Annotated in this window: 28 protein-coding genes; 9 read left to right on the top strand and 19 right to left on the bottom strand. The window is 44.7% G+C overall.

The features are described 5' to 3' along the window. Positions 1–51 precede the first annotated feature (51 nt). Positions 52–1,053: a bifunctional riboflavin kinase/FAD synthetase gene (gene ribF, locus F955_RS03205; RefSeq protein WP_004890954.1), complete on the bottom strand. Its 1,002-nt coding sequence runs from the start codon at positions 1,051–1,053 to the stop codon at positions 52–54. Between the two features lie 331 nt (positions 1,054–1,384). Between ribF and F955_RS03200 the strand changes: the two genes are divergently transcribed. Continuing rightward, on the top strand, positions 1,385–1,948 hold the full coding sequence (locus F955_RS03200; protein WP_004890952.1) for a 5'-methylthioadenosine/S-adenosylhomocysteine nucleosidase family protein: 564 nt from the start codon (positions 1,385–1,387) through the stop codon (positions 1,946–1,948). A 60-nt stretch (positions 1,949–2,008) separates the two neighbouring features. Here the strand turns inward: F955_RS03200 and F955_RS03195 are convergent, their stop codons facing one another. From F955_RS03195 to ubiG, 14 genes are all read right to left on the bottom strand, one after another. After that, positions 2,009–2,644, bottom strand: coding sequence for a TetR family transcriptional regulator C-terminal domain-containing protein (locus tag F955_RS03195; protein ID WP_171058634.1), 636 nt, complete (start codon positions 2,642–2,644; stop codon positions 2,009–2,011). A 332-nt stretch (positions 2,645–2,976) separates the two neighbouring features. Beyond that, complete coding sequence (locus tag F955_RS03190) at positions 2,977–3,783, bottom strand: ABC transporter ATP-binding protein (RefSeq protein WP_004890950.1); 807 nt, start codon at positions 3,781–3,783, stop codon at positions 2,977–2,979. Positions 3,784–3,807: 24 nt separating this feature from the next. Further along, positions 3,808–4,623 (bottom strand): aliphatic sulfonate ABC transporter permease SsuC, encoded by an 816-nt coding sequence (gene ssuC, locus F955_RS03185; protein ID WP_004890947.1) that lies wholly within the window; start codon positions 4,621–4,623, stop codon positions 3,808–3,810. After that, entirely contained in the window at positions 4,623–5,798 is a 1,176-nt protein-coding gene (ssuD, locus tag F955_RS03180; RefSeq protein WP_004890944.1) for an FMNH2-dependent alkanesulfonate monooxygenase, read from the bottom strand. The genes ssuC and ssuD overlap by 1 nt, the downstream gene beginning before the upstream one ends. A 16-nt stretch (positions 5,799–5,814) precedes the next feature. Beyond that, on the bottom strand, positions 5,815–6,807 hold the full coding sequence (locus F955_RS03175) for a sulfonate ABC transporter substrate-binding protein (protein WP_004890941.1): 993 nt from the start codon (positions 6,805–6,807) through the stop codon (positions 5,815–5,817). Positions 6,808–6,836: 29 nt separating this feature from the next. Continuing rightward, a complete protein-coding gene (locus F955_RS03170) occupies positions 6,837–7,796 on the bottom strand; it encodes a sulfonate ABC transporter substrate-binding protein (RefSeq protein WP_004890938.1) in 960 nt (319 codons plus the stop codon). A gap of 336 nt (positions 7,797–8,132) precedes the next feature. Then, the gene (argA, locus tag F955_RS03165) at positions 8,133–9,482 is read right to left on the bottom strand and encodes an amino-acid N-acetyltransferase (protein WP_004813921.1); all 1,350 of its coding nucleotides are present in this window, start codon (positions 9,480–9,482) and stop codon (positions 8,133–8,135) included. 133 nt (positions 9,483–9,615) lie between these two features. Further along, positions 9,616–10,002, bottom strand: coding sequence for an RcnB family protein (locus tag F955_RS03160; protein ID WP_004813919.1), 387 nt, complete (start codon positions 10,000–10,002; stop codon positions 9,616–9,618). A gap of 219 nt (positions 10,003–10,221) precedes the next feature. Continuing rightward, positions 10,222–10,605, bottom strand: a complete 384-nt coding sequence (locus tag F955_RS03155) for an RcnB family protein (RefSeq protein WP_004813917.1) — start codon at positions 10,603–10,605, stop codon at positions 10,222–10,224. 283 nt (positions 10,606–10,888) lie between these two features. Beyond that, positions 10,889–11,044, bottom strand: a complete 156-nt coding sequence (locus tag F955_RS16680) for a hypothetical protein (RefSeq protein WP_004813915.1) — start codon at positions 11,042–11,044, stop codon at positions 10,889–10,891. Positions 11,045–11,228: 184 nt separating this feature from the next. Then, a complete protein-coding gene (locus F955_RS03150) occupies positions 11,229–11,648 on the bottom strand; it encodes a hypothetical protein (RefSeq protein WP_004813913.1) in 420 nt (139 codons plus the stop codon). Positions 11,649–11,816: 168 nt separating this feature from the next. Continuing rightward, positions 11,817–12,563 (bottom strand): YciK family oxidoreductase, encoded by a 747-nt coding sequence (locus F955_RS03145; RefSeq protein ID WP_004813911.1) that lies wholly within the window; start codon positions 12,561–12,563, stop codon positions 11,817–11,819. 63 nt (positions 12,564–12,626) lie between these two features. Further along, positions 12,627–13,310, bottom strand: a complete 684-nt coding sequence (locus tag F955_RS03140) for an HAD family hydrolase (RefSeq protein WP_004813910.1) — start codon at positions 13,308–13,310, stop codon at positions 12,627–12,629. Next, complete coding sequence (gene ubiG / locus F955_RS03135; protein ID WP_004813907.1) at positions 13,307–14,035, bottom strand: bifunctional 2-polyprenyl-6-hydroxyphenol methylase/3-demethylubiquinol 3-O-methyltransferase UbiG; 729 nt, start codon at positions 14,033–14,035, stop codon at positions 13,307–13,309. Before ubiG ends, F955_RS03140 begins: the two co-directional genes overlap by 4 nt. A 269-nt stretch (positions 14,036–14,304) precedes the next feature. Between ubiG and F955_RS03130 the strand changes: the two genes are divergently transcribed. Then, positions 14,305–15,363 (top strand): RNA-guided endonuclease InsQ/TnpB family protein, encoded by a 1,059-nt coding sequence (locus F955_RS03130; RefSeq protein WP_004814062.1) that lies wholly within the window; start codon positions 14,305–14,307, stop codon positions 15,361–15,363. A 64-nt stretch (positions 15,364–15,427) separates the two neighbouring features. After that, positions 15,428–16,042: a thiol:disulfide interchange protein DsbA/DsbL gene (locus F955_RS03125; protein WP_004813905.1), complete on the top strand. Its 615-nt coding sequence runs from the start codon at positions 15,428–15,430 to the stop codon at positions 16,040–16,042. 83 nt (positions 16,043–16,125) lie between these two features. Here F955_RS03125 and F955_RS03120 read toward each other — a convergent pair whose 3' ends face one another. Beyond that, entirely contained in the window at positions 16,126–16,755 is a 630-nt protein-coding gene (locus F955_RS03120; RefSeq protein WP_004813904.1) for a TetR family transcriptional regulator, read from the bottom strand. A 198-nt stretch (positions 16,756–16,953) separates the two neighbouring features. Between F955_RS03120 and rph the strand changes: the two genes are divergently transcribed. Next, positions 16,954–17,670 carry a ribonuclease PH gene (rph, locus tag F955_RS03115; RefSeq protein WP_004813903.1) on the top strand — a complete coding sequence of 239 codons (717 nt, stop codon included), beginning with the start codon at positions 16,954–16,956 and terminating at the stop codon, positions 17,668–17,670. Positions 17,671–17,826: 156 nt separating this feature from the next. Then, entirely contained in the window at positions 17,827–17,949 is a 123-nt protein-coding gene (locus F955_RS16960; protein ID WP_004813902.1) for a hypothetical protein, read from the top strand. A 136-nt stretch (positions 17,950–18,085) separates the two neighbouring features. On the opposite strand, the gene nadC is transcribed toward F955_RS16960, so the two are convergent. After that, positions 18,086–18,931, bottom strand: coding sequence for a carboxylating nicotinate-nucleotide diphosphorylase (nadC, locus tag F955_RS03110; RefSeq protein WP_004813901.1), 846 nt, complete (start codon positions 18,929–18,931; stop codon positions 18,086–18,088). 180 nt (positions 18,932–19,111) lie between these two features. Between nadC and ampD the strand changes: the two genes are divergently transcribed. Further along, entirely contained in the window at positions 19,112–19,696 is a 585-nt protein-coding gene (ampD, locus tag F955_RS03105) for a 1,6-anhydro-N-acetylmuramyl-L-alanine amidase AmpD (protein ID WP_004813900.1), read from the top strand. Between the two features lie 65 nt (positions 19,697–19,761). Then, on the top strand, positions 19,762–21,312 hold the full coding sequence (murJ, locus tag F955_RS03100) for a murein biosynthesis integral membrane protein MurJ (protein ID WP_171058651.1): 1,551 nt from the start codon (positions 19,762–19,764) through the stop codon (positions 21,310–21,312). 93 nt (positions 21,313–21,405) lie between these two features. Here the strand turns inward: murJ and F955_RS16270 are convergent, their stop codons facing one another. Next, positions 21,406–21,564: a DUF1328 domain-containing protein gene (locus F955_RS16270; protein ID WP_004647174.1), complete on the bottom strand. Its 159-nt coding sequence runs from the start codon at positions 21,562–21,564 to the stop codon at positions 21,406–21,408. A gap of 193 nt (positions 21,565–21,757) precedes the next feature. Between F955_RS16270 and F955_RS03090 the strand changes: the two genes are divergently transcribed. Further along, a complete protein-coding gene (locus tag F955_RS03090) occupies positions 21,758–22,210 on the top strand; it encodes a YcgN family cysteine cluster protein (RefSeq protein ID WP_004813897.1) in 453 nt (150 codons plus the stop codon). 10 nt (positions 22,211–22,220) lie between these two features. On the opposite strand, the gene F955_RS03085 is transcribed toward F955_RS03090, so the two are convergent. Further along, complete coding sequence (locus F955_RS03085; protein WP_004813896.1) at positions 22,221–24,356, bottom strand: putative bifunctional diguanylate cyclase/phosphodiesterase; 2,136 nt, start codon at positions 24,354–24,356, stop codon at positions 22,221–22,223. A 264-nt stretch (positions 24,357–24,620) separates the two neighbouring features. Here F955_RS03085 and F955_RS03080 point away from each other — a divergent pair, with 264 nt between their 5' ends. After that, positions 24,621–25,895 carry a replication-associated recombination protein A gene (locus F955_RS03080; protein WP_004813894.1) on the top strand — a complete coding sequence of 425 codons (1,275 nt, stop codon included), beginning with the start codon at positions 24,621–24,623 and terminating at the stop codon, positions 25,893–25,895. Positions 25,896–26,230: the final 335 nt, after the last annotated feature.

The raw sequence follows: 26,230 nt of genomic DNA, 5'->3' as shown, positions 1-26,230 counted from the left end.
CAATTCAATCTGTCATTTGACAGACACGTTTTACAATAAAAATATGGGGGATTAAAAGGGAAATGTGGGGTGATTTCGACGAAACTCAAGTAGTTTCTCGACATCGTCATCAATTCCGGCTTTTAGGGCTTCAAGCGAAGGATAATTCTTTTCGCCATGCAAATAGTTTAAGAATGTCACCCGCATCAACAGGCCATACAGATTAGCAGAAACATCAGGGAAATGTACTTCTAATCGCCATTCTGGTTGTTCCTGCTGAATGGCCGGACGGGTCCCGACATGTCCGGCGCCAAACAGACCGGTGGGGTCATAGCCAGCAATGCCTGTTTTGCTTGCATCATCAGCTATAGCTTTATCTTTTAAAGATTCGGTTTCACACACCACTTCCACGCCATAAATACCCTGCAAACACGGTCTATGACGGTTTAAGCGCACATTAATGGTCGGGAAATCAATGGTGCGGCCAATCTGGTCACCATACTGTACCCGCCCGGTAATGCTATAAGGGCGCCCCAGGAGTTTGGCAGCCAGGGCAAGATCGCCTGCTTGTAGTGTCTGACGGATACGGGTCGAACTGACACGTTCGCCGTCGAGTTGTACGGTATCCAGATTGGTGACCTGAAAACCATAGTTACGCAGGAATTCGCTATTGCCCTGACGGTGTTTACCGAAGTGGAAATCATCACCCAACACCAGATGCTCGGCATTCAGTTTATCTTTCAGAATATCGGCAAACTGTTCTGCATTCAGGCTACGGAAACTTTCATCAAATTTCGCCACCGCAATATAGTCCACACCCAGTTCAGTCAGGTATTCCACCTTTTCGCGTAAAGATGATATACGGGGTGGGGCCTCATAGCCTTTGAAATATTCCAGTGGCTGCGGTTCAAAGATCATGACCACGCTTTTCAGCTGTTGCTGTTCCGCCACGGCTTTCAGCTGTTTGATCATGACCTGATGACCTAAATGTACACCGTCAAAATTACCAATGGTAACCACCGTTTTAGGTAACTCTGTGCGAGACGATAAGGCATTTAGACGGAGCAGCTTCATGGGCGAATCAGGTGCTTGGAAATTCGAAGAGGCTATATATTGCCATAATCTTTACGTTTCGTCTTGTTGTTGTGTTTTTATGCAATATCTTTTATTTAAAAATCTTTAGCCTAGAACTTAATCGGCTGAATAAAATAAAAATTAATCAATATTTCCTGCTTCCTTAGCTCTCTAATAATCAGAGCTATCTCTATTTTTCTGGCAGTTTAAACAGGTTTATAGCAGACAGGGGAGAAACCATTTTCTGCTGAGCAGAAATCGATTTTTATTTGCAGCGCTCACCTGTTTATCTTTTAATAGTCCAGTATTTTAAAATTGATATGGAAACCCAATGTCTGAACATGCACTGATTATGGCTTTGCCCAATGAATCCAAAGGCTTATTTGAAGCACAAGGTATTGATGTGCATTATAGCGGTATTGGCAAAGTCAACGCAGCCTTTAAAGCCTTTGAAGTGATTCAGAACACAGGCTGCAAGACTTTATTGAACCTAGGTACGGCAGGCAGTTCGCATTTTGATGCGCATGCCCTGGTCGAAGTCAGCCATTTTGTGCAGCGCGATATGGATGTTTCACCACTCGGTTTTGACGTCGGCTTAACCCCGATGGATCAGCATTTCCCGGGAGCAATCGAGCTTGAGCCTTTCTTTGATCATTTGCCCAAGGGTATTTGCGGAACCGGAGATAGCTTCGAAACAGGACAACCGAAAGTGCCCTGCCAACTGGTCGACATGGAAGGCTATGCACTGGCCAAGGTATGCAAGAAACTCGGCGTACGCCTGATTTCTGTAAAATACATTACCGATGGTGCCAATGACACAGCGCATCTCGACTGGGAGGAAAACTTATTGTTAGGCGCGCAAAAACTGTTATTTTTATATCAGATGTTAAAATAAGAATAAGGTCAAAGACCGGATCGGCGACCATAATGACTATGGTCGTATGCCAAGCAAAACTTATGCGTTTTGTTCAGGACGTGGTAGTACACCGTAAAGCATCATATGTACAGTGTGCTGAATCACACGCTGCTGCATGCTACGGTTACGCAGCGTTTTGCCGGTCACCATTTCCATCTGTATAGCAAAGTCGGCATAGTTCTGTGTCACTGCCCAGATATTCAGGATCAGCAGTTCAGGGTCAATATCTTTAGAAATCTTGCCCTGTTCCTGCCAGTTACTGATCACCTTAGCTTTACGTTTCACCAGTTTTTTCAGTGGACCTTTCAGAATTTCCAGAATATGTGGTGCCCCCTGGATCACTTCCAATGCAAACAGGCGAGATGCTTTCGGTTGCGTGCGTGATACTTCAATTTTCTGCATGAGATAATTGGTGATCGCTTCTTCCGGTTCTAGCTCGGCTTCAAGCATTTGCAGCGGTGCAAGCCACTTTTGCAGTACGGTGGTTAACACTTCTACATAGAGAGCTTCTTTATTTTCATAGTAATAGAAAATATTAGATTTATGCATTTCTGCAATTTGTGCGATTTCGTCCAGACTTGCCCCACTAAAACCATATAGGGAAAAAACGTCTAGAGCGGCACTGAGCAGCTGGTTGCGCTTTTGAGTACTCTTTTTTTGTTCCATCAGCAATATAAAAACAATTAAAAAAGGGAATATTGAATTGTACGGCAAATCATCAGATTTGTGCACAAAGTAGAAGTCTAATTTTTTGAATAATGATGATTTATTCTGTAGATCAACTATGTAATCCTTACAAAACTAGCGAATCCCAGTATAAAAATCAAGCTTTTGAAAATGTTTAAATTATTTTGAAGCCTTTTGTTATTGAGAAATCAGTTTAATTAATGTCAGATTCATGACATTTTATTTTTAAGATGGACTGTAATTTTAATTTTGATGAAATTCTAAGAATTATCTATCCTTCAAAGTGAAAACCCGGAGCTAAGTCCGGGTTTTGTTTCTTTTTATGTTGCCAGTACGGCATTCAGAACTTGCTGTTCCAGTTCAGCAAACTGAATTCCTTTCTGACGTGGACGTGGCAAGTTGACACGGAACTCTTTGGCAATATGACCTTTGTCCAGCAGGATGATGCGATCTGCTAACTGTACGGCTTCACTGACATCATGAGTCACCAGGATCGCAGTAAAGCCCTGTTCAGTCCATAACTTCTCGATCAGGTTCTGCATGTCAAGGCGGGTCAAGGCATCCAGGGCACCTAATGGTTCATCCAAGAGCAGGATACGTGGTTTATGGGATAAAGCACGTGCCAAGGCTGTACGTTGACGCTGACCACCCGACAGTTGCGATGGCCATAGCCCTGCTTTTTCCTTTAAGCCGACTTTCTCCAGCATGCTTGATGCATTGGCATGCTGACCTTTCGGCAAGCCCAATTGCACATTCTGTTCAATGCTCCGCCATGGCAACAAACGCGGATCCTGGAACATCACCCGGATATCGTCCGCAGTAATACCTTCACGAATATGACGTGCTGACTTGAACTTGATTTCGCCGTAGCTCTGTTTTTCCAGATCGGCAATCAGACGCAGTAGGGTACTTTTACCACAACCACTACGACCGACAATTGCCAGGAATTCGCCCGGCTGAATATGCAGATCCAGATCTTCCAGAACCTTGACCGAGCCATAGAACTTATGCAGCTGTTCAATAATAATTTCGGCACCGATGACTGCATGAGGATCAATATCTGCCGCAGCATAGTCTTGTGGTGCAGTTTGGTCATTGGCGAGACGCCCTAAGCTGAGATCAGTCATCACATGCTCCTCAATATTATTCATTTATTTTTGATAGCCAGCATGCCAGCGCAGCAGGAAACGTTCCAAGGCAACCGCCAGAACATCCGCCAGTTTGCCAAGTAGGGCATACAGTAAAATACCGACCAGTACCACATCGGTTTGCAGGAATTCACGTGCATTCATGGTCATATAACCAATCCCGGACTGTGCAGAAATGGTTTCAGCCACAATCAGCAGTACCCACACTAAACCTAACGAGAAACGTAAACCCACCAGAATCGAAGGCATTGCGCCTGGTAAAATAATTTCTTTATACAGTTGCCAACGGGTGAGCCCATAGCTTTTACCCATTTCGATCAGCTGCGGATCGACTGAGCGAATGCCATGATAGGTATTGATATAGATCGGGAAGAACACGCCGATGGCGACCAGAAACAGCTTGGCTGATTCATCGATGCCGAACCATAAAATCACCAGTGGAATTAAGGCCAAGGCAGGGATGTTCCGGATCATCTGTAAAGTGGTATCGAACAGGGTAGAGGCAGCTTTGGATGAACCATTGAGTAAACCTAGAAGCAGCCCCAAACCCCCACCCACCAGTAAACCACTCAGGGCACGGCCAGCACTGACTTTTACATGGGTCCAGAGTTCGCCACTCATCAGCAGAGCCCAGAATGCGGCGATGACTGCACTCGGTGCAGGTAAAATTCGGCTTTCCAGCAGGCCGGTACTAGACGCGATCTGCCAGATCAAAATTAATCCAATGGGAACTAACCAGGGCAGCAAACGCTGCCTGAGTTGTGTTCCACGTGAAACCTTCTTTTCTGCGATGGTTTCAACAGAAACGACTTTCGACATTAAGCTGGCTCCTGAACACTCGCAGCTTTCTTGTTCTCATCTGGTGTGTAGTTATTCGCCACAATTTCACCGAATGGACCTGTCAGGTTTGGCTGAGTCAATTTTTTCTGGGTTTCAAGTGGTAAAAGTGGGAATACCAGTTCAGCAAAACGGATCGACTCTTCCAGATGTGGGTAGCCTGAGAAGATAAAGGTATCGATACCCAAGTCAGCATATTCCTGAATACGTGCTGCGACAGTTTCAGGGTCACCTACCAGTGCTGTACCTGCGCCACCACGTACCAGACCGACACCTGCCCAAAGGTTTGGAGAGACTTCAAGTTTGCTACGGTCGCCGTTGTGCAGTTCAGCCATACGACGCTGACCGACTGAATCCATTTGCTTGAATTTTGCCTGCGCTGCTGCAATGGTTGCATCATCTACATACTGGATCAGCTCTTCTGCGGCCTTCCATGCTTCTTCATTGGTTTCACGAACAATCACATGTAAACGGATACCGTAGCTAAGCTTACGGCCTTTCGCCTCAGCTTTGGCACGGACATTTTCAATCTTTTCTTTGACTGCTGCAGGTGGTTCACCCCAAGTCAGGTAAGTGTCAACCTGATCTGTTGCAAGTTCAATCGCAGCATCTGAAGAACCGCCGAACCACAGTGGAGGATGAGGTTCTTGAATAGGTGGATAGAGCAATTTTGCATCGTCTACACTTAAGCGTTCACCGTGGAAAGTGAAGCTTTCACCCGTGTGAGAGCGTTTCAGGATTTCACGCCAGATTGTCGTGTATTCAGTTGCAGTCTTGTAGCGGGTTTCGTGATCTTCATACACGCCGTCGCCTTTTAGTTCCTGCTCATCACCACCAGTGACTAGATTTAGCAAGACACGGCCACCAGATAAACGGTCAAAGGTTGCTGCCATACGTGCAGCCAGTGCAGGAGTCGTTACACCCGGACGTAGCGCAACCAGGAATTTCAATTTCTTGGTCGCGTCAATCAGGCTGGCTGCGGTTAACCATGGATCTTCACATGAACGGCCTGTTGGAATCAGTACACCTTCATAGCCCAGGTTATCGACCGCAACTGCAATCTGTTTCATATAGGCATGATCGACCTGGCGTGCACCTTTGCTGGTACCTAAGTAGCGGCTGTCACCATGTGTCGGAATAAACCAGAAAATTTTCATGTCTTTGATCCTTGAATTATTTGCCTGCCCAAACGGCTTGCTGAATATTGATAGATTTTGGAATGATCTTGAGTTCGCTAAAACGGTTCGCGAGTTCTTGCTGGTCGGCAATCACTTTCTTGGTGAGCGGTGCAGCACCAGATGGATTAGGACGACGCTGGATAAAGGTCTGGCTGACAATTGGTGTTAAGCCAGTACTTTGCGCAAAGATTTTTGCAGTTTCAGCTTTATGACGCTGTACCCATTTATCTGCAACATTGACCTGTTTGATAATTCCTTTTAATGCTTGCGGGTGTTTTTTAATTAAATTTTCTGAAGCCAGATAGAAGGTATAATTGGGGCTTAAGCCTTTCCCTGAAGCTAAGACTCTGGCTTTATCTTCTACTTGCGCTGCAGCATAGTACGGGTCCCAAATTGCCCAGGCATCAATCGCACCTTTCTGGAAAGCTGCGCGTGCATCCGCAGGGCTTAACCAGATTGGCTGGATATCGGTCCATTGCAAACCTGCCTTACGTACTGCCTGGACCAGTAAATAATGCGAGCTGGAACCGCGATGAACGCCGACACGCTTACCTTTTAACTGGCTCAGTTTGGTAATTTTGGAATTGTGTTGTACCAGAATGGCAGAAGAGAGCGGTTTTGCAGTTTCATAAGCAAAATAATGCAATGGCTTATTACCAGCTTGAGCATAGACAGGAGGAGTGTCTCCAGTCGCACCGATATCAATAGAACCTACAGCTAATGCTTCTAAAATTTGTGGTCCGCCTGGAAATTCGTTCCAGCTGATTTTTGCATTTGGAAATTCCTGTTCAAGCAGCTTTTGCTGTTGTGCAATGACCAGGTTTACCGAAGCTTTTTGGTAGCCTACACGAAGCTGTTTCACTGACGGATCAACTGCCCAAGCGGCACTTGAACCCAACATCGCACAAGCAACTAATGCGGCATTCATAGCATGACTGGAGGTCTTGAACCATGTGATTGCTTTGTTGTGTCGCTGATGTTGAGTCATTATTAGATCCCCTGATATTTTCCTATGATTTATTTGGTTAAAATTGCTGATTGAATATTCAGTTTTGCTGGAATCAGTTGCTGGCCATAGAAGGCATCAGCAACCTGCTGCTGTTTTTGCGCCACCTCTGGTGTGAGCGGTTTTACCCCAAAGCCCATACGTGAAATTGAAGTTTTCAATACGTCAAATGCCAAGCCTGTTGGTTTTTCTAGAAGTTTCGCTGCCTCATCTTGATGGCTAGATACCCATTCAGTAGTCAGGTTCAGCTCATTCACTACCGCATCAATGATCTGTGGATTCGCTTCAGCGAACTTACGATCAGCCAGATAGAACTGATGATTACTCACGATATTCTCACCAGTTGCAATCACACGTGCACCAATCTGATGTTCTGCTGCCGCAAAGAATGGATCCCAGATCACCCAGGCATCAACCGCTCCACGCTCAAAAGCGGCACGTGCATCAGAAGGTGGCAGGTACACCACTTCAATATCGCTGAGTTTCAGATTATTGGCTTCAAGGACTTTTAATAGTAAATAATGAACATTTGAGCCTTTGTTGAGTGCGACACGTTTGCCTTTCAGGTCCTGGACGGACTGAATATTTGAGTCTTTTTGTACAATCAGAGCTTCAGCCTTAGGTGCTTCAGGTTGGTTTGCGACATACACCAGATTTGAGTTGGCTGCCTGAGCAAAGATTGGCGGTGCTTCACCGGCTTCACCAAAAAACACACTGCCTACATTCAGACCTTCAAGTAATTGTGGACCTGCCGGGAATTCCACCCATTTCACATTTACGCCTTGTTGTTTTAATACAGTTTCCAACGTGCCGCGTTCTTTCAAGATTGGAAGGACGCCATATTTTTGGAAACCGATATTCAGCGTTACACTTTCTTCTTTTTTAGAGCAGCCAGAGAGCAACATTACGCCAGCAATAGCAGTACTCAGGGCTGCTGTTTTTGCAATGAATTTAACCGTAGATTGGCGCATGAATATAAGCTCCTGACAAAAAGCCAATTAGATGGAATAGACAAGTTAGGCATACGCTAATCGTTTTTTATTTTCCAAAAAAATAACAATTCGGGAATTTCTAATGAGAAAAAAAGATAAATAAAAAAGCGCAAAACTTATATAGAAAAGTGATTTGGAATTTTTATGGAATTTAATTTTTATATAATTTAAGTTATTGAAATATATATATAATTTTTTTAATAAAATATAAAGATATGGATATGAAAATCCATGCAAAGCTTTTTAAGTTAAATATTTGAGAAATCTACATATCTTTAGCAAAAAATAAGATATATAAACAAATAAAAAGTCACATTAAAGTGACTTTTTACAAACCAGGGAATTACGCTGATAGTTATATAGCGCCTGACGGGCATCGGGCAGATCATCGACAGAGGACTGTTCAAAACCCTGTTCTAGGAACCAATGTGCAGTGCGGGTGGTTAGAATAAACAGTTGCTGAATACCCATGCTCCGGGCTTTATCTTCCAGATAATTCAGAATCTGGCTGCCGCGGTTGGACTTGCGATAACTTGGATCGACAGCGACACAGGCAATTTCAGCAGAACGCAGCTCATTGCCTGTGGTTGGAATCGGGTATAGCGCGGCACAGGCCAGAATCATGCCGTCACGTTCAATGACCGCGAACTGTTCAATTTCATTTTCCAGACGTTCGCGTGAGCGATACACCAGAATGCCTTCTTCTTCCAAAGGCCGTAGCAGGTTAATCAGACCGCCAACATCCTGAATGGTAGCCATACGTACATCTTCATAATGGGCATCGGTAATCAGGGTGCCGGAACCATCTCGGGTGAAGAGTTCTTCCAGCAGCGCGCCATCATGAGCATAGGAAATCAGATGCACACGATTGACGCCATTCATTGAAGCTTCCTGTGCGGCACGAAGTTGCAAGCTCAGTTCGGATGGCAGGTCTTGAGCATCCTGCATCATATAAGCATCCAGCTGACTTGGTTGTACTTCACGTTGCAATTGTCCATCTGTATTCAGCAGGCCATGCTGTTTACCCAGGAAAATCAGCTTGTCTGCCTTGATACGAATCGCAGTTTTGGTCGCAACTTCTTCAGCCAGCAGGTTGAACACTTCGCCAGTAGTGGAATAACCGGTTGGTCCAAGCACCACAATGTTATGGCTGTCAAGATGACGCTGAATCGCATTGGTATCTACGGTACGGACTTCACCGGTTAACTGGAAATCAATACCGTCACGAATCCCATAAGGTTTGGCAGTAACAAAATTACCGGATACGACATCAATACGGGCGCCATACATGGGTGAGTTGGCCAGTCCCATCGAGAGCAGGGCTTCAATCTGCAGGCGGATTGAACCGACGGCATTCATGACACAGCTCAACGATTCACGGGTTGTGATTCGGCGCTGACGATGAAAAGGCGTGCTGATCTGACTTGCTGCCAGATTCAGGTTGATCTGTGGACGCGCACCATGCACCAGAATCAGATGAATTCCGAGAGAATGCAGCAGGGCAATATCGTGAATAATATGCTGGAAATTGTCATGCAGCACCGCCTCGCCATCAAACATGATCACGAAGGTCTTGTTACGGTGCGCATTAATATAGGGCGCAGAATGGCGAAACCAATGCACATATTGCAAAGTTGTGCTTTGAGACGGTTCTGCTGGGTTCATGCGCAGGCCTATATTAGAAAATAATACTTAATTGAATTTGATTCTAAAAAAACCCGGGAACGAAGTACAGCAATAAAAAAACACCTGAAGCGTGGGCTTCAGGTGCAATGGAGAAAAGATACAGAATTGAGATTTAGTTGAGGATACGGATAATCTTGTCATTACGCTCATTGACTAGCACATAATCACCATTAATTTTGTACCACTGCTGGTTTCTGCCTGCATTTGGCAGACGGCGTGCTTCATAACCACTTACTTCAAAACGGCGGTTGTCATACTGGTTAGGCAGCTTTTGACCGACACGCCAGTCACGGCTTGGATTTACCACGCGGTTGTTATAGCGTTTATCATTCCAGCGACGGTCATCACGGCGATCTTCCCATTTTTTCGCATCTTTATGATCCCAATGCGGTGCCGGTTTATGTGGCGCATAACGCGGATCATGTTGCGGTGCAGCCATTGCAGAAGTTGCAACTAAAGCACTCAAGGATAAAGCGATTGTTGTTAACACTTTTTTCATGGCATTCACCTGAATTCATCATTATCGTTTCGATGAGACTAAATTAGCGAATCAGTAGAGAGAAACCGTGAGGGCAATTTAGGCGAATTGTTAAATTTATGAAGAAAAAAAGAAGAATAAGAGTGAATTACAGGTTTTTTTAGTCAAGAACAGCATCCAATACCACCTGACTAAAATAAAAAAGACCCAAACAAGTTGGGTCTATGAAAATGTGAGGATTTAATGTCCAAGAATTCGAATGATACTGTTGTTGTCCGAATCGACCAGAATGTATTCATTATTGACTTTATACCATTGCTGTCTGCGGTCAGGTTTTGGCAACTTGTGGTCTTTATATTCAACTTTATAACCATTACCGCGATAATGCTGTGGCATCACATAGCCGGGTTGCCATTTCATTTGCTGTAAACGCTTTACACCACGCTCTTCACGCATGCGGCGACGGTCTTCATGGTCATCATCTGCGCGATCACGGAATTTTTTAGACTGACCTTGACGTTGATCCATATGACGTTCATCATCAAAATGCGGCGCAGCATTGGCAACATTCGTCAGCATTAATGTACTGATAGACATTGTCAAAGCAACCAAAAGCTTTTTCATGGTGAACCCTCAATCAATTGTTCATTTTCTACAGTCTAATTTACGCAAAAATTGCAGAGAAACTGTGAAGATCAGGCATGTATTCTTTAAAGAATGCAGAGAGATTATGACTATGCCATGATTTCAGTAGTTTTTGAACACTTCATACAGGCTAAGCGCTTGAGAAGCTGTGAAATACTATCCTGAGGCTAATGTATGGTGAGGTCAAGAGAAACTCGGTTAATTAGGGCAATTTATCTCCTGTATTCCAGTCGAATAGTACCTCAATATTTGCAGGTCTGAACTAGTTCCATTGTTCAGTCAAACCCTGTAACGACTGGATTGCTTCAGCCACACATTCCGCTTCAGTGGCATCATCTAAAGCTTGAATCAAGCTAGCTGATAATTGCAGGCTTTCAATATGGCGAATAGTCTCGATTTTACGTTTTTGGTCAGCCATGCTGGATTCTCCTTTATCTGGTCATCATCTTGAATACAGGTATCATAGCGCTCAGGCTTTAATTTGAAAAACCGAATAAAATTATTATTAGTATGTAAAAAACCGATTTATAGCTGTTTTTAATAGGTTTCCCGAATAAAAAAAGAACACGCTTGGCGTGCTCTTATATCGGTTTAAACCTGGCTTAGTAAGCGTAGTTCAGATCGGTATAGTCAGTCAGGGACTTCTGGATATGTGCATTAATAAAGGCACGTACATCATCCGTGGTCATGGGCTTGCCTTGATTGCTAATTACATGTTCGATATCTGGCTGATTTTCAATTTTAATGCGATACACAAAATGTTTAGCCAGACGGTAGCCATCATCCAGTTTTTCAATACCTGTCACATAGTAATAAGCATGTTCAAAGTTCAGATCGGTATGGGAAAAGATAAACTGCTCGAATAGTTTCAGCTTGCTGCCATTTTCGAGTGCCTTGATGTCGTCCACAATGCTGGCTTCAAACTTCACGCCGTATTTTTCAGAAACTGGCTGCTGATCAATCAGAAGTGACACCATGCCATCTTCCAAAGTGGTCACGGTGATGTTGTTTAGGTCAGTCATGTTGCACTCGAATCAAAATCTGTTAGCGATAGTATGGGTGAATTTTAACGAAACTCAATGCGACCAGGGTGGAGTCAGAGAAGATTTATGCATTATTTCTGTCTAAAATAGCAATGAAAAAGGGAGCCAAGGCTCCCTCATTTCAATCATGTTCACTTCAATCAGCAGTTAATCCTGCGCATCAATACTTTGACCATTCATATGCAGGCTGTCATCACCCATCAGGTACAGATAAGCCGGCATAATCGATTCCGGGGTTGGCAAGGTTAGTGGATCTTCATCCGGATAGGCTTTAGAACGCATCGCAGTCCGGGTTGCACCCGGATTAATGCAGTTAAAGCGCACATGTGGATGTACATTTTCTTTGGCAAATAGCTGGCTTACCGCTTCAATAGCAACCTTGGAAACTGAATAAGCTCCCCAGCGTTCACGCACCTGACGGCCTACACCTGAACTGGTAAAGACCACGGAAGCATGCTCAGATTTTTCGAGCAGAGGAAGCAGGGCCTGAGTCAGCACAAAGGGTGCACGCAGGTTGACAGCCATTACATCATCCCAGACGCCGGGGCTATAGTTTGCCAGTTCAATCCGTTCACCGAGCATGCCTGCATTATGCAGAATTCCGTCCAGACGACCAAACTGTTTACTCAGTGTTTCGAACAGGAGTTCGTAATCACGCTCAGAAGCACTGGAAAGCTGTAAAGGCAGAATTGCCGGGCGTGGTGCACCCAAACCTTCAATTTCATCGTAGATGACTTCAAGCTTGTTCAGGGTACGACCATGCAGCACTACCGTCGCACCATGCAGGGCATAGCTGATCGCTGCTGCACGTCCAATGCCATCGCCGGCACCTGTGATCAGGATAATACGATCCTTTAACAGGTCTGAGCGAGGTTGATATTCTGAATACTTCATGAACGACCTCCTTATTTCTTGCTTATTGTTGTGAAGTTTAATGTTCTGACCGGAACCTGAGTTTTAGCCGAGTACTGGCTTTAAAACCAGATCCTGAATTCGTTGATGTAATTCTTCTACACTATGCACGATACAATCGGCCTGCCAGGCGTTTAAATTATCTTTATGTTCTAAAGGCAGATAACCATAGGCTGCCAGAATAGTATACATATTGGCTGCACGTCCGGCATCGATATCACGTGGATGATCGCCGACATAGATACAGTCTTTAGCCGCCAGGTCAATCTGTTTTGCTGCCAGATACATTGGCTCCGGATCCGGTTTGGTACGGCCCACATCTTCCGGGCAGACCAGTACCGAACAGCGCTCTGAGAGATTCAATGCCGCAAGCAGCGATTCACTTAACCAGCGTGGTTTATTGGTGACAATACCCCAAGGAATACTGCGTGCCTCCAAAGCTTCCAGCAGTGGATACATGCCGTCAAACAGGTCAGTATCTACTGCAATATCGGCACCATACAGGTCTAAGAAACGCTGACGATGCGCCAGCAGGAGAGGATCTTCCAGCTCGAGTTCCGGATAGACCAGCTTGACCATGGCACGAGCACCTTCTGAAACCTGAGTGCGGATCAACTCTGGTGCTACTACTTCACGGCCTTCTTCGCGGCACATATCCTGAATAATGCGGACAAAGTCGGCAGCAGTGTCAATTAAGGTACCATCGAGGTCAAAGAGAACTGCTTTCATTCAGCAGCTCCATTCGCCTGTTCTTTTGCCGTATAGACCATATAGTTAACATCTACATTGGGCGCTAACCAGTACCGTTTGGTCAGCGGGTTATAGTGCAGACCCGTCATATCTTTTAGTTTAAGACCAGCGTTGCGGATGTCATGCGCCAGTTCAGATGGTTTGATAAATTTGCTGTAATCATGCGTACCACGTGCCAGCATACGCAGCACATATTCTGCACCAATAATGGCAAACAGATATGACTTCGGATTACGGTTAATGGTCGAGAAGAACACATGACCGCCTGGTTTTACCAGCTTATGGCAAGCCTGAATGATCGATGCCGGATCTGGAACATGCTCCAGCATTTCCATGCAGGTCACCACATCGTATTGTCCCGCCTGTTCCTCGGCGAGTTGCTCAACAGGAACCTGACGGTATTGAATATTGCTGACACCTTCCTGTTCCGCATGTAGACGTGCCACATTCAGTGGTGCTTCACCCATATCGATACCAAGCACATCAGCACCACGGCGTGCCATGCTTTCGGCCAGAATGCCACCGCCACAGCCCACATCCAGAACTTTCTTGCCGCTCAAGCCGCCAGCATATTCGTCAATCCAGTTCAGACGTAGTGGATTAATCATGTGCAAAGGGCGGAACTCGGAATGCTGATCCCACCATATGGCTGCGAAAGCTTCAAATTTGGCAATTTCTTGTGGATCAACATTCAATTGCGACATCGGTGTCACCTCAATCAAGTCATTATATTTTAAAAAAGTTCAATGTTGATTAGTGTAGCGCTTCCTGCAAAAAAAGCGATAAAAGCCTTAAAAAAGTTCACAGAATAAAAACGAAAGCCGCATATTTGATTTATCCACTGGAGCGTAAAACCTCGTGGTTCAGCACGAGGATATAAGCGACTGGAGTAAACCACATGAACGACACGAAATGTCGTTTTAAATACTTGTACTATAGTCACTATTAAGAAAAATACTGTTAAAATAATTGGATGAAGACACTCAAATTACGCATAAAAGACAAACATTGCAAGGTGCTAAATCAGTTAGCATCCGAAGTAAATTTAGTTTGGAATTATGTCAATGATTTGTGTTTTAAACATCTTCAAAAAAAACAACAATTCTTTTCAGCATACGATATTGCAAAATACACGAAAGGCACATCGAAAGAATGCAACTTGCACAGTCAAACTATTCAGGCAGTGACAGAAGAATTGGTCACAAGACGCAAGCAGTTCAAAAAAGCAAAACTAAAATGGCGTGTCAGTAATAAAAAATCAGCTAGACGCTCACTGGGTTGGATACCGTTTAAAAAGGTTGCAATCAAATATGCTGATGGCTGTGTTCAATATGGTAAACACCAATTCAAGTTATGGGATAATTACGGTTTAAGTCAATACAGGGTTAAAACAGGCTCATTCGTTGAAGATAGCCGAGGCCGTTGGTATGTATGTCTTGTAGTTGACAATGCTAAAACAGAGAAAACCGCCGCTATAACCTCAATTGGCATAGATTTAGGTTTAAAAGATTTAGCCACTTGTTCAGATGGCGTAAAACTTAAAGCCCCTCAAATCTATCGGAAATATGAACAAAAACTTGGTATTGCTCAACGTGCAAAAAATAAAAAACGAGTGAAAGCAATTCACGCCAAGATTAAAAATGTAAGACAAAACATGCTGCATCAATTCAGCCATAAACTGGTAAAAGAACATGCAGCAATCTTCGTTGGCAATGTGAATGCCAAAGCATTAGCGCAAACCAAACTAGCCAAGTCTGTGTTAGATGCCAGTTGGACAACACTAAGAACCATGCTCAAGTATAAATGCGAGAACGCAGGGGTATGGTATGAAGAAGTCAATGAAGCCTATACCACCCAAACTTGTTCGTGCTGTGGCTCACGCTCCAGTAGTCCGAAAGGTAGAGCAGGTTTAGGAATAAGAGAGTGGCAGTGTGGTGAGTGTGGTAGCTCATGGGATCGGGATGTAAATTCCGCACTGAATATTCTTGCGCTCGGGCATGAGCGTCTAGCAGTAGGAATCCCCTTGCTTTAGCTGGGGGAGGATGTCAAAGTATCTGCATAAGCTAATCATAAAGATTTTGAGGATCATAATTCCAATGAAAAAATTTATTTTAGGCACTGTTGCTGCATCTGTTTTAGCATTTTCTGGTAGTGCGATGGCCAACTTTGTAGCAGGCCAAGACTATCAAGTGCTGGCTAAGCCAGTTAAAGTTGAAAAGCCAGGGAAAATCGAAGTACGTGAATTCTTCTGGTATGGCTGTGGTCACTGCTACACACTTGAACCGCATATGCAGACCTGGTTGAAACAACTGCCTAAAGATATTCGTTTTGTCCGTACTCCAGCTGCGATGAACCCACTATGGGAACAGGCAGCACGTGCCTATTATGTGTCTGAAGCCCTGGGTGTTCGTCAAAAAGCGCACTTGCAGTTGTTCCATGATATCCATGCGAAGCAAAAACCAATTTTAGAACAAGCACAACTCGCCAAGTTCTATACCCGTTATGGTATTTCAGAAGCGAAATTTAACAGTACGTATAAATCATTCCCGATTTCTTCAAAAATCGCCCAGGCGAAAAATCTAGCCGCATCTTATCAGTTAACGGGTGTGCCAGCCGTGACCGTGAATGGTAAGTATGTCGTTCAGGGTGATGATGCCAAAGTAATTCAGGTGGTAAATTTCCTGGTAGAAAAAGAGCGTAAGGCAAAATAATTTCTGCCTGATCTTAAAAAACCTGCACATTGCTGCAGGTTTTTTATTGTTGAAAATATCTATTCTAGCTGCCTGAAGGCTGTTTATGCATGAATGCCCTGAAATAGCAGTTGCATCTGAATAACCGTCTGAGCTTTAAATTCTGCTGCGCGACTTTGTTGAAGATTGGCATCTGACAGACCCTGAATACTCAGCCAACCCATCGCCCAATTCAGGGATAAATCCACGAGCATCTGGATCAGCAGCCTCAAGTGTTGAGGCGATTTGATTCCCTGAGCGGAATAAAGATTTCCCAGCTCATCGACCAGATCAGCAACTAAAAATTGCAGTTCTCGCTCAATACTGGTCCGCAAAAAGTCTGATCCGCCCCAACGTTCTGTACTAAAAAATAGCCATGGCTCAGGATGTTCTTCAACAGCCTGAAGGAAAAGACCAATTGAGGTTTCAGTGTCTGAATGTACTTGATACAAGTAAGCTTCTACCAGCCGATTTAAGACACCTTTTAAATTAATGGCGACTTGGTCGAGCAGTTCCAGACCCAATTGCTGCATGTCCTTAAAATGCCGGTAGAACGCCGTCGGCACCAGTCCAACTTCACGGGACAGTTCACGCAGGCTGATATTGCTAAATGCACGACCACGGCTACTCAGTACCAGTGCGGCATCTAGTATTGCCTGATGACTTTGCTGTTTGCGTTCTGCACGTAAAGACATAAAAATCTTCTCGATATTTCCCTTTAAGTTTAACAAAAAATCGGCAATCACGCAGCGCCATTCAGATGGCCTGATTTTGTATTTTGATCGAACAAGACTGAATTGATTTTGTAAATCATGCCAAGGGCCGGGCAATCTTGGCAGAGGCTTCTGCTATACTGAGCCGCAATTATTTTTCAGTCAAAGCAGGACTTATTTATGCGTATCGACCAGCGAGCATTAGATCAATTACGTGACATCAAAATTACCCGCAATTACACACGTTATGCGGAAGGTTCAGTATTGGTTGAATTTGGTCATACTAAAGTGCTTTGTACTGCCAGCATTGACAACTCGGTACCCCGTTTCCTGAAAGGTCAGGGCCAAGGCTGGGTAACCGCAGAATATGGCATGCTGCCACGTTCAACACATACCCGTAGCGACCGTGAAGCGGCACGTGGCAAACAGAGTGGCCGTACTCAGGAAATCCAGCGTCTGATCGGCCGTAGCCTGCGCGCTATGGTGGACCTGAAAAAACTCGGTGAAAATACGATTACCATCGACTGTGATGTGATCCAAGCAGATGGCGGGACACGTACAGCCTCTATTACCGGTGCTGCGGTAGCATTGATTGATGCGATGAATGTGTTGCTTGAAAAGAAAAAAATCAAGCAAGATCCACTTAAAGGTCTGGTTGCTGCAATTTCTGTGGGTATTTTCAAAGATGAAGTATTACTAGATCTTTGCTATGAAGAAGATTCTAACTGCCAGACTGACCTGAATGTCGTGATGACTCAAGCTGGTGAATTCATTGAAATTCAGGGTACTGCAGAAGACAAGCCATTTACCCGTAGTCAATGCAATGACATGCTGGAAATGGCTGAGAAGGGCATCCAAGAGCTGATCAAGAAACAGCAAGAAGCTTTAGGCTGGTAATTTATCTTCTAGTGAAAAACGCATCTTCGGATGCGTTTTTTTATGGGTATTCTTAGGCTTCAATATTGCCTCACAAAAATTGAACAGGACCTATCTACTGTATCGCTGTGTTTCGAGAGATGATTTTCAATCTACTTAACTATAGAGGGTCGACGTATGAAAATATTATTCATGGCACTTTCAGTCTGTACCGTTCTTGGTCTGACTGCCTGTGATAATAATTCCCGTGATGCAGATCGGGATGGTGCTTCTGCACCAGCAGGACAAAATACCAATTAGTCATCATATAGTCATCATACCCAAGTGTCACTTCATTCATCTTTATTATTTTTTTGTGCAGTTTTTGCACAAAAAAATCGAAAAATAAAAAAAAAGGGTGCTTCGCACCCTTCTTCTATCGCGTATTCAGCAAGATCTAGGCGTTAAAACGCATGGATAAATCAATTGCTTTCACATCCTTGGTCAGAACGCCCATCGAAATATAATCTACACCTGTACTAGCCACTTCACGTAAGTTCTCAATCGTAATATTGCCCGAAGCTTCCAGTTTGCAACGACCTGCTACATGCTTCACCGCATCAATCATTTGCTGCTGGCTAAAATTATCCAGCATTACAATATTTGCCTTGGCTTCAAGTGCCTGATTTAACTCATCCCAGGTTTCTACTTCGACTTCTACCGGTTTACCTGGTGCAATCTGATGTGCCTTGGCAATGGCCTGTTCAATTCCACCAGCCGCCATGATGTGATTTTCTTTAATTAAAAAGGCATCGAACAGCCCCAGACGATGATTCTGACCACCCCCAATCGCTACGGCATATTTCTGTGCAATACGTAGGCCGGGAATAGTTTTACGGGTGTCTAATAGTTTGGTATTTAAACCTTCTAATTGTTTGACATAGCTTGCTGTTTTGGTCGCGACTGCAGACAGGGTTTGGACAAAATTCAGTGCCGGACGTTCTACCGTGAGCAGGCTACGCGCAGAACCTGCCAGTTTCAGGAAGGCTTCATTTGCCCCGACACGGTCACCGTCATTCTTCAGCCAGATCACTTCAATTTTTGGATCGTAGGCTTGAATCAAAGCATTCACCCAAGGTTGCCCAGCCAGCACCATATTCTCACGACTGATAATGGTGGCAGTCGCCTGTTCATCTTCAGGTGTCAGCAGGGCAGTGATGTCACCATCACCAATGTCTTCAGCCAATGCCTGTTGAATATTGATCTGAATCGACTGTTCTAGCAAAGCTTGAGATATGCTCATGAGTATTTCCGTATCTTTTGTAAGCCGTGAAAATTGCGCGTTATATTAGCACTGTTACATAAAAATGAGCGATTTTTCGTACAGTCATCACAGCTGAATTGAGATTTGGATACGAAAGTTTTAGCATTAAGCCAGCTGCATTGCGCAGCAGTCATTTTGATTGGGGATAGGAAAGTTTTTATGCAACAAGCACCTGCGTTTCATGTGAAGGATGGACAACTCATCGGTGCACGCCAGATTCCCTCACCCAATTTTAACCAGCGTCCGGAAAATACCGAGATTCAACTGATCGTGGTGCATAACATCAGCCTGCCGCCCTCACAATTTGGCGGTGGTTATATTGAGCAGTTTTTCCAGAATCAGCTGGATTGGTCAGTACATCCTTATTTTCAGACCATTCAGGGCATGCAAGTGTCCACCCATCTGTTGATTCTGCGTAGCGGGGAAGTGCTGCAGTTTGTCAATTTTAATGACCGGGCCTGGCATGCGGGTCGTTCGACCTATCTCGCTAAGAAAGAATGCAATGATTATTCTATCGGGATTGAGCTTGAAGGCAGCGATGACCTTCCCTTTGAACAGGCACAGTACGATGCACTGGTACAGGTGACTGCCTGTCTGCAAGCCCATTATCCAAAAATCCAGCAACATATTGCCGGACATTCTGATATTGCCCCGGGACGTAAAACTGATCCAGGCCTACATTTCAACTGGGTCGCATTCCGTAAACAATTGCATCATTATAAAAATACATCAATACCTGAATAGGAATGTGATAAAGCAATGAACTTCTACCAGAAGTTTCATTACAATAGGCAAAATTTAAACATTAGGTGAACAGTATGGCGCTGTGGCGTTCGACCGTCATTGTCAGTGCGATGACCATGTTGTCACGGGTACTGGGTCTGGTCCGGGATATTGTACTGCTCAATGTCTTTGGTGCAGGTAAGGACTTCGATACCTTCGTAGTCGCATTCCGTATTCCCAATTTCTTCCGGCGTCTGTTTGCGGAAGGGGCTTTTTCACAGGCTTTTATTCCGGTACTGACCGAATATAAAACCACACGGACGCATGCCGAGGTACAGATCCTGATTAGTAGGGTATTTGGCTGTCTGTCTACCGTCATGAGCCTGCTGACCTTCGTGGCCATGGTGGCTGCACCTGCCATTATTTATGTCTATGCACCTGGCTTCCATGCAGATCCAGAGAAGTTCGCACTGGCATCGGACATGTTCCGCCTGACCATTCCTTATCTGCTGTTCATGTCACTGACGGCTTTTGCCAGCAGTATCCTGAACAGCTACGGTTCATTCACTACACCCGCTTTTGCACCGGTGCTTTTGAATGTGGCAATGATTGCCGGCGCCTTGTGGCTTACCCCATATATGGCCGAACCGATCATGGCATTGGGCTGGGCAGTATTGATTGCGGGTGCTTTGCAACTGGCGATTCAGATTCCGGAACTATGGCGCAAGAAACTGCTGATTCCACCCAAAATCGACTTCAAGCATGAAGGCGTAGACCGCATCATGAAACTGATGCTGCCAGCGCTGTTTGGTGTTTCGGTGACGCAGATCAACCTGCTGCTGAATACTATTTGGGCATCCTTTATGCAGGATGGTTCGGTATCCTGGCTTTACAGTGCTGAACGTATGACGGAGTTGCCATTGGGCTTGATTGGCGTGGCAATTGGTACCGTGATTCTGCCATCTTTGTCGGCACGTCATGCCGAACAGGATCAGGTGAAATTCCGCAGTATGATCGACTGGGCGGCGAAAGTGATTGTAATGGTCGGCCTACCGGCCAGTATTGCATTGTTCATGCTTTCTACGCCGATCATTCAGGCGCTGTTCCAGCGTGGCCAGTTTGATCTAGAAGATACCCAGATGACAGCAATGGCGCTCCAGTGTATGAGTGCTGGCGTGATTTCATTCATGTTGATTAAAGTTTTTGCACCAGGTTTCTATGCCCAGCAAGATACCAGAACACCGGTACGTGTCGGTTTAATTGCAGTAGCGGCTAACGCGATTCTGAATGTTGTGTTTATTGGATTCTTCAAGCTGATTGACTGGCATGCAGAACACATGGCATTGGCTTTAGCTTCTTCAGGTTCAGCTTTGGTCAATGCCGGAATGCTATATTTCTATCTGCACAAGCGTGATATTTTCCGCTTTGGTGGCCACTGGAAAAAGCTCATGTTGCAGTTTGGTTTTGCCAACTGTGCCATGATCGCAGCGCTGGCATATGCATTGACCTGGTATAATGGTGAGGTATCGCAATGGATCCGTGTGGCTGAAGTCATCGGGCTGTGTATTGTCGGAGTCACAGTTTATCTGCTCGCATTGGTATTGACCGGTTTCCGACCACGACATCTGAAACCATAAAATTCATATAAAAAAATAAGAGCCATGAGGCTCTTATTTTTTACTTCTTATTCCATCGGTAGATGGTCTTGAGTCAGGACAAGATCCGTTACTCTAGACCTTACCGCGGGACAAGAAACCAACAATTGCAAGAATAACCGCAATTACCAACAGAATAATCGCGAAATCCTTAGACAGACCAGCTACTCCACCAAAACCCAGTAAACTGGCAATCAATGCAATAACAGCGAATATAATAGCCCAACGAAACATCTTTGAATCTCCATGTGTTTTTATTCTCAAAATTAGTATAGGGATAATAAGCTCTTCAAACTGTTAACCTTTTGTTGATAATCTGTCTAATAGTTAGTAATCGTGTGAGTATAGTTATCAGATGCTTACAGTACGTTTGTTTTGTACAGGGCTGCTATAATAGATTTCTCCTGTCTCATCTCTGCCTGCTGTTATGACTGATACTTTGCGTCCTGAATTCTGGAAACACTATACCCTGAACGAGCTGAAGCCTCAGGAGTGGGAAGCATTGTGTGATGGCTGCGGGCTCTGCTGTCTCATTAAATTTGAAGATGAAGATACTCAGGAAGTCACCTATACACGCGTTGCCTGTAAACTGCTTGACTGTCAGACCGCGCGCTGCTCAGATTATCCCAACCGTTTACAATTCGTGCCTGACTGTATTCAGCTCACGCCTGAAAAATTGGCGACTATTCACTGGTTGCCAGCCAGTTGTGCCTATCGCCGGGTGGCTGAAGGAAAACACTTGCCGTCTTGGCATTACTTGATCAGCGGTTCACGTGAAAGTGTCATTAAAGCGCGCAAGTCAGCCGCAGGCCGCTGTCTGAGTGAGCTCGAAGTCGATGAAGATGAAATGGAAGATCATATTGTGCGCTGGGTGCGCTAGAAGTTTCATTCTAACACACAGTGCTATGCAGTAATTGCTGTGCTGCACTACCCGCCATTGGCCGATAGAAATAAAAACCTTGTCCGATCTGGCAGTCACAATTAATCAGGGTAGAAAGTTGCTCGGTATTTTCAATACCTTCTACCAGTACATCAAGCTCAATACTCGAACCGATCTGGGTAATGGCTTTGACAATTGCCAGTGCCGAGGGATCGGTATTCAGGCGTTCCACAAAGTTACGGTCAATCTTGATACAGTCCACCGGATATTCCTGCAAACGGGTCAGGGAAGAATGACCGGTACCGAAATCATCTAAAGAAATATGAATGCCCGCCTGTTTTAACAAGTTCAGTGCGCGAATAACATAATTAGCCCCACGTTCTGACAGACTTTGTTCGGTAATCTCCAGTTCAACCTTGTCTGCCGAAATATCAAAGCGAGACAGGCGTTCTAATAACTTTTCAGCATAATCGTCACGCAGGAATTCGACAGGTGCTGCGTTGATCGAGATTGGCAGAACTTCTAAGCCTTGTTCCTGCCATTGGGTCATATCTTCAAAGACTTTCAGCTGCATGGTTTCGCTGATTCGTGAGGCCAGTTCATAGTCCTGAAAGGCACAGAAAATACGGGATGGCAGCTGAACCTGGTGGTGCTGATCTTTCCAGCGCAGCAGTGCTTCAAAACCAATCACCGCACCATCGGACAGGCGTACCTTGGGTTGATAGTAAGGAATAATCTGGTTTGAATTGATAATTTTACGCGCCAAAATTAGTTGACGGGTCATCTTGTCCAGCGATTCAAACATTTCCTGACTGAACATGCGGATGCCACCGCGACCACTGTTCTTCAGATCATTGAGTGCGATATCGGCACATTTTAATAAGTTGGAACTGTTGATGGCATCACGGGGATAAATGGCACCACCAACACTGATGCCACTATTAATACTTCTACCGGCATAACTGATCGGTATTTGCATCTGCTGACAGACCTTTTTAGCCACCTCTAACAGCTGTGATTCATGCTCAAGATTTTGGACCAAGACAGCAAATTCATCACCCCCTAAACGGGAGACGATGGCTTCAGGTCCAAGATTGTTCTTGAAGCGTTCCCCCAAGACATGTAAAAGATGGTCACCGGCAATATGCCCCAAGGTGTCATTGATATGCTTGAAATAGTCTAGGTCAATCAGGAGCAGTCCAGCTTGGCTCTGTTGTTGCCGTGCTCTGAACAGGACGCGTTTAAACTGTTTATAGAAAGTGCCGCGGTTATATAGTCCAGTCAGCTCATCAATTTCTGTGACTGCTTTCAGCCGGGTTTCCACCTGTTTTTGCTGGCTGACATTACGTGAAACACACAGAATCTGTCGAGTCACATTGTGTTCATCCACGATTGGAGTGAGTAAATTATCCCAATACTCTGGTGCTTGACCCTGTAGCTGGCTAGTGCCAGAAAAACGGGCATTCATACCTTGGGCAGCACGCTTTAGCGCACGCTTGCCAGATGAACGGACCTCGGCAGGCAGCAGATTCAGCCAGGACATGCCAAAATGCTGTTCAGTTTCAGACAGTCCCAAAGCCTGTCGGCCAGAACGGTTTACATGACTCAATTTACCATCAGGCGTCATGATTTTAATGCAGTCCAAGCTTGCATCCAGCATATTTTGCTGAGTAGCAATGATCTGAGAGAGTTGCTGCTGGATTTCAAAATAATCATGCACATCGGTCAGGGTGATAGCCCAGTGCAGCAGGCTACCCGTTTCATAATGAAACTTCATGTTCAGCAAACACATACGATAACCGTGATCCAGTTTCTGGATCCGGCATTGCAGTTCTGCATTCTGACGTTTATTTAGTGCAGTATGCCATTCTCTAATAAAATTAGATAAATCATCAGGATGAATAAACTGTTGCCAGTATTCCCGACCGTACTCATTCAGGTCAATCCCGAGATAGTCCTGCATGGCCGTATTAAAATATTCAATCTCATCCCGAGTCTGCAACCACATTGGTTGAGGGAGGGCATCAGCAAAATCCTGGATACATGTCAGCTCTGGGCCAGTGGTCGACCTGAAAGTATCTGACGGTAAAGAATCCGGTGATTCAAACCGGGCAAAAGTGTCCAAATTCTGCTTATCAAATTCCATGTATTCACCGATACAGAGGTTTTATTTGATCTAACCCCGGACCCACTTATCTATTATTAGAATAAAAGAACATTCATTCAGCGCTAGCTGATCTAAAAAGAATATGATCAAATTTGTATGAAGATGCAAGGTCTAATTCACTTGAAATGATAAAAAATATTGTCATACGTCGGTACAGAGACAGAAGCTAGACAAACTTCATATTCGGAATTAAAAACAGCTAATGCTAGAATGCAAACAGATTAAATGTGAGCCCATTATAAAATGTCAGACAGCCATATCCCTCTTCCTGAACGTTTGAGGCCACGTGACCTCAGGGAAATTATTGGACAGGATCACCTGCTCGGTGAAAATGCACCTTTACGTCAGATGATTGATCAGGGGCATTTACCGTCTATCATTTTCTGGGGTCCACCCGGTGTAGGCAAAACCACAATTGCACTTTTACTGGCACAGGCAGTGGACCGGCCCTTTGTCAGCCTGTCTGCACTAAATACCGGGGTGAAAGAACTTCGTGAAGTCATTGCGGACGGTGGTGATCTGCTGACCCCCGTGGTGTTTATTGACGAGATTCACCGCTTTAATAAGTCTCAGCAGGATGCTTTGTTAAATGCGGTCGAAAAAGGCAAGATTACCCTGATTGGTGCCACCACCGAAAATCCATCTTTTGAAGTCAACAGTGCCTTGTTGTCACGCTGTCAGGTTTATACTCTAAATGCTTTAAGTGCCGAGGCAATTGAGACTTTACTTACTCAGGCGATTCAGTCTGATCGTTTCTTACAAGAACGTCATATTCAAATTGAAGAATTCGATGCCCTGATCCAGTTTGCAGCAGGAGATGCACGTAAAGCACTTAATCTGTTAGATCTGGTTGCCAGCACCTTTGAACCGGATATGGAAAATATCATCACCAACGCGGTGGTGGTAAAGGTAGCGCAGCAAAATATTGCCCGCTACGATAAGTCTGGTGAGCAGCACTATGATCTGGTCTCAGCCTTTATCAAATCGATTCGTGGCAGTGATCCGGACGCAGCACTATACTGGATGGCACGGATGTTAAAGGGTGGTGAAGATCCAGTCTTTATTGCACGCCGTATGCTGATTGCAGCATCTGAAGATATTGGCAATTCCAATCCAAATGCATTGTTACTGGCGGGAGAATGCTTCCGTTCAGTTCAGGCCGTTGGAATGCCGGAATGCCGGATTATTTTAGGACAATGTGCAGTTTATCTGGCCACCAGTGCCAAGAGCAATAGCACCTATCTGGCCATCAATAAAGCCATGGAGCTGGCAGATAAAACTTCTCATCTGCCCGTACCATTACATTTACGTAATGCACCGACCAAGCTGATGAAAGAGCAGGGCTATGGTGTGGACTATCTATATCCACATAACTATCCAGAACATTTTGTACTACAGGATTATATGCCACCGGAACTGAAAGGAACCAGGTTGTATGAGTCAGCACGGAATAAACGTGAGGTTGAAGGAGAACGCTTACAGCAACGCCGCTGGCAACAACAGCAACAGCAGCAATAAAAATTTCTACGGATATCTACGGTTTATCCTTTTAGGTGTCCATTTTTATTGGTTTTCCTGCCAAAAGCTGTACGGTCAACTCAGGCTGAACTCAGTTGCAAGTCCATCACTTTTTTAGAAACTTAAAACGGTGCGCAAAAAAAAGCCCAGTTCAGGGAGAACCGGGCTGAAAATAGGATGTCCTTGGGGGAGATACATCCTAGAGGGTAGAAAGAATTCTGGTCGGCAAGTCTGGCGAAAATAACTTATAACATCATGACCTCGCCTGCTATAGAAATGATTTTAAGAGCTTTGATCAGAGATGTAAAACTGATTATTTTTATTAATAGAATTTG

The organism is Acinetobacter schindleri CIP 107287, from assembly GCF_000368625.1.
GTDB classification, from domain to species: Bacteria; Pseudomonadota; Gammaproteobacteria; order Pseudomonadales; family Moraxellaceae; genus Acinetobacter; species Acinetobacter schindleri.
The sequence above is the reverse complement of the archived record's forward strand: the minus strand, read 5'-3'. Positions and strand labels throughout refer to the sequence as shown.